Origin of the sequence: Streptomyces hokutonensis, assembly GCF_000376565.1 — a bacterium.
GTDB lineage: Bacteria > Actinomycetota > Actinomycetes > Streptomycetales > Streptomycetaceae > Streptomyces > Streptomyces hokutonensis.
In genome coordinates this window covers 1-8,092 of sequence record NZ_BARG01000144.1, presented here as the reverse complement: position 1 = coordinate 8,092, position 8,092 = coordinate 1, and the positions used below count along the sequence as shown (strand labels likewise).

The window sequence follows — 8,092 nt, the reverse complement described above, 5'->3', positions numbered from 1 at the left end:
GTCACCTTCTCGCCGTACGCGGCCGACGGGCCACGCGGTGCGCCGCCGTTCAACTCCCTTACCGGGATGATGATCCGGAAAAGTTGGGGCAGGCGCGGCGGGTGGGGCGAGGTAACTCCCCGTTGTCTCGTAAGGTTTGAGCCGTGGGATCTCTGCGCAATCCGGTCGGGCCGCTTCCCTCCTCCATCTATTGGCGACGGAGGGTCCTCATGGTGTCCGTGGTCGCCCTGTTGGCGCTGCTGATCACCTGGATCGTCACGTCGGGTGGCGGGGGCGGCAAGAACGGTGCCGATGGCGCGAAGAACGGGAGGACTCCCGCCCCTACGATCACTGCCGGGCCGTCCGGTACTGGGCCCGCCATCAGTCAACACCCCGGCGGACGCGATGAGTCCAGCAGTGGTGCGAGTGGTGGGGCGGCGAGTGGTGGCGGTAGTGGTTCCAGTGGCGGGTCGTCGTCGGGTGAGAGTGGTTCCGCTGGTGGGGCTGGGGATGGGGGCGGTAGTGGGGGGTCCAGTGGTGGGAGTGGTACTGGGACTACGGTTCCTGCTGATTCGACTCTGCCCAACTGCACTGCCAGTGCTGTGCAGTTGAGTCTGCGGAGTCTGCACAACTCCTACTCGCCGGATCAGACGCCTACTTTCGTGCTGACCGCCAAGAACTCGTCCAGCAGTGACTGCAAGGTCGATCTCGGGCCCAAGAGTGCGGTGTTGACGATCACTGAGGCGGGGGGTGCCGCCGACTACTGGTCCTCCGCCGACTGTCCGAAGGGGTCGGGGAGTGTGTACTACCGGGTGTCCGCCGGGAGCAGCGTTGCGTACACCCTGAAGTGGGATCGGAAGCCGAGTGCGCCCGAGTGTGCGACGCCTCCGGCCGGGTCTGCCGGTGCTGGGACCTATCTGGTGGAGGCTGCTGCTTCCGGGTTCGCCAAGGCTCAGACCTCGTTCGTTCTGGCCAGTGACTGACGGCAGTTCGTCTTTCTAGACGTAGCGTTCCAGGATTGAGGATTCTGCTAGTCGGGAGAGGCCTTCTCGTACGCTTCGTGCCCTTGCCTCGCCTACGCCGTCGACCGTCTGGAGGTCGTCGACGCTTGCCGCCAGGAGTTTTTGGAGGCCGCCGAAGTGTTCCACCAGGCGGTCGATGATCGCGCCGGGGAGGCGCGGGACCTTGGCCAGGAGGCGGAAGCCTCGGGGGGAGACCGCCGAGTCGAGGGCCTCGGGGGAGCCGGTGTAGCCCAAGGCGCGGGCCACGGTGGGGAGTTCGAGGAGTTCGGCGTGGGAGAGGGCGTCGAGTTCCGCCAGTGCCTCGTCCACCGTGCGGGAGCGTTTGGCCGTGGGCTCGGGAACGTAGTCGCGCACCACCAGTTCGCGTTCCGCGTCCACGCCCGCGATCAGTTCCTCGAGTTGGAGGGACAGGAGGCGGCCGTCCGTGCCCAACTCGACTACGTACTCTGCGATTTCTGTGGCGATCAGGCGGACCATCTCCAGGCGCTGGACCACTGCTGAGACGTCCCTGACCGTTACCAGGTCTTCGATCTCGAGCGCCGAGAGTGTTCCTGCTACCTCGTCCAGGCGGAGCTTGTAGCGCTCCAGGGTGGCCAGTGCCTGGTTCGCGCGGGACAGGATCGCCGCCGAGTCCTCCAGGACTCGGCGCTGGCCGTCCACGTAGAGGGCGATCAGGCGCATGGACTGGGAGACGGAGACCACCGGGAAGCCGACCTGTTTGCTCACTCGGTCCGCTGTGCGGTGGCGGGTGCCTGTTTCCTCTGTGGGGATCGTGGGGTCGGGGACCAGTTGGACGCCCGCTCTGAGAATCTTGGAGAGGTCGGACGACACCACGATGCCGCCGTCCAGCTTGCAGAGTTCTCGTAGGCGGGTGGCCGTGAATTCCACGTCCAGGATGAAACCGCCCGTGCACATGGCTTCGACGGTCTTGTCGGAGCCGAGCACGATGAGTCCGCCCGTGTTGCCGCGGAGGATTCGCTCCAGGCCGTCGCGCAGGGCCGTGCCGGGTGCCACGGCGCTCAGTGAGGCGCGCATCAGGCCATCGGCCGCGGAGCTCCCGCCGGACTTTCCGGGAGCTGACGCCCGGTCGTTGGCTGCCACTGCACTCCTCGGGTCGCAGGTTCTTCAGGCGCTCCCGTTTCGCACAGTTGGTTCGTACGGACGGGCGAGACCAGGGCAAAGTCTACCGGCGGTCCTCGCCGTCCCGTGGGGCGTCTCGTTTACGGGAGCGTGGAAGGACCTGGAGGGCGTCTCCTATGTCGGCCACTTCGAGGACCTTCATGCCGGGCGGGATCTTGCCCGGGTCGCTCGGAACGAGGGCGTGGGTGAAGCCCAGGCGGTGTGCTTCGGAGAGTCTGCGCTGGACGCCCGTGACCCTTCTGACCTCGCCCGCGAGGCCCACTTCGCCGATCGCGACCAGGTTCTTGGGGAGGGGGGTGTCGCTCGCCGCGGAGGCCAGGGCCAGGGCGATGGCCAGATCTGCGGCCGGTTCTGAGAGTTTTACGCCGCCTACGGTTGCGGAGTAGATGTCCCTTTTGCCTAGAGCGCTGATTCTGCCTCGTTGTTCCAGGACCGCGAGCATCATCGAGACCCGGGAGGTTTCCAGGCCTGATGTGGTGCGGCGGGGGGACGGGATCTGGGAGTCGACCGTCAGCGCCTGGACTTCGGCCACCAGGGGGCGGCGGCCTTCCAGGGTGACGGTCAGGCAGGTGCCGGGGACCGGTTCCGCGCGGCGGGTCAGGAACAGGCCGCTCGGGTCGGCCAGGCCCGTGATGCCCTCGTCGTGCAGCTCGAAGCAGCCGACCTCGTCCGTCGTGCCGTAGCGGTTCTTGACGCCCCGTACGAGGCGCAGGCGGGCGTGGCGGTCGCCCTCGAAGGACAGCACCACGTCCACCAGGTGTTCCAGGAGGCGGGGGCCCGCGATCGCGCCGTCCTTGGTGACGTGGCCCACCAGGAGGGTGGACATGGCGCGCTCCTTGGAGGCGCGGATCAGGGCGCCGGCGACCTCGCGGACCTGGGCCATGCCGCCGGGGGCGCCGTCGATCTCCGGGGAGGCCACCGTCTGGACGGAGTCCAGGATCAGGAGGGAGGGCTTCACCGCGTCCAAGTGGCCGAGGATCGTGGCCAGATCGGTCTCGGCGGCGAGATACAGGTGGTCGTCGATCGCCTTGATGCGGTCGGCGCGCAGGCGGACCTGGCTCGCCGACTCCTCGCCGGTGATGTAGAGCGTGCGGTGCTCGTCGCTCGCCGCCTTGGCCGCCACGTCCAGGAGGAGGGTCGACTTGCCGACGCCGGGCTCGCCCGCGACCAGGACGACCGCTCCGGGGACCAGGCCACCGCCGAGCACCCGGTCCAGCTCGGGCACGCCGGTCGAGCGGGCGGTGGCCTGGCGGCCGTCGACCTGGCCGATGGGCAGCGCGGAGGTGGTGACGCGGCCCGGGGCCGTCGTACGGACCGCGGGCGCGCCGAACTCCTCGACCGTGCCCCAGGCCTGGCACTCGGAGCAGCGGCCGAGCCACTTCGCCGTCTGCCAGCCGCACTCGGTGCAGCGGTAGGACGGACGGTCCTTGGTGGTCTTCGTACGGGCAGCCATGCGTGAACCGTAACCGGCGGGACTGACAGCGGGGTCGGCGGACGGTGGGCCGTGGTTCGGTATCCGGCCAACGACGTCGGGATCGAGCCAGGGAAGCGGGGGTTCCTGTCCCCTATTGAGGGATCGTTTCACCCGTACGGATTAAAAGAGCTCAAGGCGGCGGAAGGGGGCATCGCCCGCCGCCTACGGTCGCACGGGTGATGAGCAGCAGCCCGGAGACCTCGACCCGCACCACCGGCGCGCACCGGGCGCACCGGGAGGCGCGCGACCGCGCTGCGGCGCGCACGCTGGCGCAGTGCCCGCCCCCGCGCTACGAGCCTTATCTGGACGGCCTGTTCACGTACTGCCTGTCCGTGCTGTGCGACCACGACGCGGCTACGGCGGCCCTGGGGGACGTGCTCGCGCTGGCCGAACGCCGGGGCGCGCGCGTGCCGGAGACGGCCGGTGACCGCAGGGCCTGGCTGTACGCGCTGGCCCGCTGGGCGTGTCTGCGGAAGCTGGCCGAGGCCAAGCAGAAACGTCAGGGCACCCACGCGGTGGGCCGGGTCGTGTCCGAGGAACCGGTCGTGTCCGAGGAGCTGCGCGAGCTGCGGCGGCGTGAACTCGCCCTGCTGGCCTGGCCGGAGGCCGCCGGGACCACCCCGGAGCAGCGCGAGGCGCTCGAACTCGCCGTGCGTCACCGGCTCGCCGCCCATGAGGTCGCCGCCGTCCTCGGGATGGATCTCGCCACCGCGCGGGAGTTGCTCGCCTCCGCCGCCTGCGAGGTGGAGCGCACGCGTGCCGCCCTCGCCGTGGTGGAGACCGGGAGCTGCCCGAGCGTCGCCCGGCTCACAGACGATCATCAACTGGTGCTCAGCAGCGCGCTGCGCCGCGAACTGGTCCGGCACGTCGACGACTGCCCGCGCTGCCGCCGTACCGCCGAGCGCGCGGTGCCCGGCACCTGGCCCGGCGCCGGAGTCACGCCCGCCGAACTGCCCGTCCTGGAGGCGCCCCGCGCGGCCCTGCATGTCGCCATGGCGCACCTCCCGCGCGCGCGTGGAGCCGCGGCACCGCGCTTCGACCGGCGCGGTTTCCCGCTGGACCCCAAGGACCGCGCGGCCCGAAGAGACCGTCTCCGCGCGCGTGCCGTCACGACGACCGTCGTCGCCACCGTCATCGCGGCGCCCGTGCTCGCCCTGTGGGCGGCCTACCGGTCCACGCCCACAGGGGAGGGCGTCGACGGCAGGGCCGCTTCCGCCAGCGAGCAGCACGACGGTCCCGGCAGCCTGGAGGGCGAGGTCGCGAGCGGCGGCTACGAGAACACCGGCGACGCCAGTGCCGGGCCCCGCACGCGGGTCGGCAAGGGCGGGAAGAACGACGTCTCCGTGGAGGTCATCAGCGTCGCCGGCACGGGCGGCAAGGGGGCCGGGCGGCTCGCCGTCTCGGCCGCCAACAGCGCCGACACCACGCTCGTCACCCTCACCGCGTCCGGCGCGGCCCCGGTCCGCTGGTCCGCGACCACCACGGCACCCTGGCTCTACCTCAGCCAGTCCTCGGGAACCCTCGCCCCGGGCGAATCGTTGACGATCAAGGTGTACGTCGACCATCTGCGCGAGCCATCCGGCCACTGGACCGCGCGCGTGGCCGTCTCACCCGCCGGCGCCGTCGTCTCCATCGAGGGCTACGGCAGCGCGCCGGCCCCGACCGCGCCGGGCGAGCCCTCACATCCCGATCCCGGCGGTCCGCCCTCGTCCGGGCCGGACCCGACGCCCACGGCTCCGAGCGATCCGACGCCGAGTGACCCGCCGCCCTCGTCCGCCGATCCGACTCCGACACCTACGGACTCGTCCTCCGCCGACCCGGGGGGCTCGGCGCCGCCGTCCGGCGACGGCGGCGACCCGGGCCCGTCCTGAGCGGTCAGCCGACCGGGTCCGCCGGATGCGGTGCCAGCAGCGGGAGTTGCGAGGCCAGGCGCTCCTCGCACAACTCGGCCAGACGGTCGTAGCCGGCCTTGCCCATCAGCTCGGTCAGCTCCGGGCGGTAGGACACGTAGACCGGGTCGCCCGCGCCGTGCGCCGAGGTCGCCGACGTGCACCACCAGTGCAGGTCGTGGCCGCCGGGACCCCAGCCCCTGCGGTCGTACTCGCCGATCGACACCTGGAGCACCCGCGTGTCGTCCGGGCGGTCGATCCACTCGTACGTCCGCCGCACCGGGAGCTGCCAGCAGACGTCCGGCTTGGTCTCGAGGGGCTCGCGGCCCTCCTTCACGGCGAGGATGTGCAGCGAGCAGCCCGCGCCGCCCGCGAAACCGGGGCGGTTCTGGAAGATGCACGAGCCCTTGTAGGGGCGGGTCTGGCGGTCGCCGTCCTCGTCCTCCGAGGTCCAGCCGTTCGCCACGCCCTCGTCGTGGTGCTGCCAGATGTCCGGCGTGAGCCTCGCCACATGCCCAGCGACCCGTTTCTCGTCGTCCTCGTCCGAGAAGTGCGCGCCCAGGGTGCAGCATCCGTCGTCCGCGCGGCCCGCCTGGATGCCCTGGCAGCCGCTTCCGAAGACGCAGTTCCAGCGAGAGGTCAGCCATGTCAGATCGCAGCGGAAGAGCTGTTCCTCGTCCGCCGGATCCGGGAACTCCACCCACGCGCGCGCGAAATCGAGCCCCTTCTCGTCGCTCTTCAGGGCCTTCTTCGACATCAGAGACGTCTTCGGGGGGCTGGCCGACCGCACCGGCGAAGAATCGCCGGGTGATTTGGCCGCCTTGTCGTTCTTCGCCTTTTTCGTCTTTGGCACGCGTCCAGGGTAAGTCGCCCGGGGCGGCCCCAGAAACCGCACCGAAGACGGAGATCGGCGCAGGTGGCAGTAGCGTTCCGTATATGAGACTCGGTGTCCTCGACGTGGGATCGAACACGGTGCATCTGCTGGTGGTGGACGCACACCCGGGCGCGCGCCCCTTGCCCGCGCACTCGCACAAGGTGGAACTCCGCCTTGCCCAACTCCTCGACGAGGACGGCGCGATCGGGCCCGAAGGGGTCGACAAACTCATCGGCGTCGTCCACGAGGCGCTGCAGGCCGCCGAGGACAAGGGCGTCGAGGAACTCCTCCCGTTCGCCACCTCCGCCGTCCGTGAGGCCAGCAACGCGGACGAGGTCCTCGCGCGCGTGCAGACCGAGACCGGCGTCGAACTCCAGGTCCTCACCGGCGCCGAGGAGGCCCGGCTGACCTTCCTCGCCGTCCGCCGCTGGTTCGGCTGGTCCGCCGGCAAGCTCCTCGTCCTCGACATCGGCGGCGGCTCCCTGGAGATCGCCTACGGCATCGACGAGGAGCCCGACGCGGTCGTCTCGCTGCCCCTCGGCGCGGGCCGCCTCACCGCCGGCTGGCTGCCCGGGGACCCGCCGGAACCGGCCGCGATAAGGGCCCTGCGCCGTCATGTGCGCGCGCAGATCGCCCGTACGGTGGGGGAGTTCAGCCGTTTCGGCGCCCCCGACCACGTCGTCGCCACGTCGAAGACCTTCAAGCAGCTCGCCCGCCTCGCCGGCGCCGCCCGCTCCGCCGACGGCCTCTACGTCCAGCGCGAGCTCAAGCGCGAGTCCCTGGAGGCCTGGGTCCCCCGCCTCGGCGACATGACCACCGCCCAGCGCGCCGTCCTCCCCGGCGTCTCCGAGGGCCGCGCCGAACAACTCCTGGCCGGCGCGATGGTCGCCGAGGGCGCGATGGATCTGTTCGGCGTGGAGACACTCGAGGTCTGCCCGTGGGCGCTGCGCGAGGGCGTGATCCTGCGGCGGCTGGATCAGATGCCTTCGACGTAGGCGGTCGCACCGGCTGCCGTGGGCGTAGGTGGGCTGGTGGACGCGGGGCGGGCGTGGGACCGGGGTCGTGGTGCACGCGCGCGTAGTGGTCGCGTACCCGCGGCTGCTGGTCGGTACGGTGCTCGGGGTCGGGCGTGCTCCTGTCGGTTCGGCCGTGACGCGCGCGTGGCCGTCATGTTCCCGCGGGGCTGCCGGTCGGTACGGTGCTCGGGGTCGGGCGTACTCCTGTCGGTTCGGCCGCGACGCACGCACGCGCGCGTGGCCGTAGCGGTGGCGTGGGGGTGTTGCCGCGCCGCACGCGCGTGCGGCTGTCCGCGGGGCACGCGGGCGTGGTGGTCGTGAGGTACTCGCGCGACTGTCCGCCGGGGTCGGCCGAACCGTCCGCCCGGTCGGCCGTGGTGCACGCGCGAGGGCTGTCCGGGGCGCACGGCTGCCCCACCGTGGTGTCGGCATGTGGCGTCATCGACGGCATGCGCCCGCCCGGGGCGGGGTGCCCGCGGGTGTGACACCCGGAGGGCACGTGTCCGCCTGGTTGGGGGCCTGCACGTGTTCCATCCGCAGGGCAGATGCCCCTCCCTGCCAGGGTGCGCACCCACGCGTTCCGCCCACAGTGCACGCACGCGTACCCGCTCTTGGCACAGGCGCAGGCGCGTGTCCGTGTCCGTGTCCTCAGCGCGTGTACCCGCTCTTGGCGCAGGTGCTTGTCCCCGCCCGCAGTG

The 8,092-nt window shown here is 71.2% G+C and carries 6 protein-coding genes; 3 read left to right on the top strand and 3 right to left on the bottom strand.

Going from position 1 to position 8,092, the window contains the following annotated elements; all coding sequences use genetic code 11:
- The first annotated feature begins 143 nt into the window (after positions 1-143).
- A complete protein-coding gene (locus tag SSP08S_RS64125) occupies positions 144-962 on the top strand; it encodes a hypothetical protein (RefSeq protein WP_245608161.1) in 819 nt (272 codons plus the stop codon).
- 15 nt (positions 963-977) lie between these two features.
- Here the strand turns inward: SSP08S_RS64125 and disA are convergent, their stop codons facing one another.
- Both disA and radA read right to left on the bottom strand, forming a co-directional pair.
- A complete protein-coding gene (gene disA / locus SSP08S_RS54175) occupies positions 978-2,102 on the bottom strand; it encodes a DNA integrity scanning diadenylate cyclase DisA (RefSeq protein WP_026179636.1) in 1,125 nt (374 codons plus the stop codon).
- 82 nt (positions 2,103-2,184) lie between these two features.
- A complete protein-coding gene (radA, locus tag SSP08S_RS54170; protein ID WP_019075985.1) occupies positions 2,185-3,594 on the bottom strand; it encodes a DNA repair protein RadA in 1,410 nt (469 codons plus the stop codon).
- Positions 3,595-3,791: 197 nt separating this feature from the next.
- Here radA and SSP08S_RS54165 point away from each other — a divergent pair, with 197 nt between their 5' ends.
- On the top strand, positions 3,792-5,486 hold the full coding sequence (locus SSP08S_RS54165) for a BACON domain-containing protein (protein WP_019075984.1): 1,695 nt from the start codon (positions 3,792-3,794) through the stop codon (positions 5,484-5,486).
- A gap of 4 nt (positions 5,487-5,490) precedes the next feature.
- On the opposite strand, the gene SSP08S_RS54160 is transcribed toward SSP08S_RS54165, so the two are convergent.
- Positions 5,491-6,357: a DUF3109 family protein gene (locus SSP08S_RS54160; RefSeq protein WP_026179635.1), complete on the bottom strand. Its 867-nt coding sequence runs from the start codon at positions 6,355-6,357 to the stop codon at positions 5,491-5,493.
- Positions 6,358-6,440: 83 nt separating this feature from the next.
- On the opposite strand from SSP08S_RS54160, the gene SSP08S_RS54155 reads away from it, so the two are divergent.
- On the top strand, positions 6,441-7,373 hold the full coding sequence (locus SSP08S_RS54155; protein WP_019075982.1) for a Ppx/GppA family phosphatase: 933 nt from the start codon (positions 6,441-6,443) through the stop codon (positions 7,371-7,373).
- The last annotated feature ends 719 nt before the right edge of the window (positions 7,374-8,092 follow it).

Coding starts and splice junctions, on each gene's coding strand:
- radA (WP_019075985.1), bottom strand. CDS start 3,594: ATGGCTGCCCGTACGAAGACCACCAAGGACCGTCCGTCCTACCGCTGC.
- SSP08S_RS54155 (WP_019075982.1), top strand. CDS start 6,441: ATGAGACTCGGTGTCCTCGACGTGGGATCGAACACGGTGCATCTGCTG.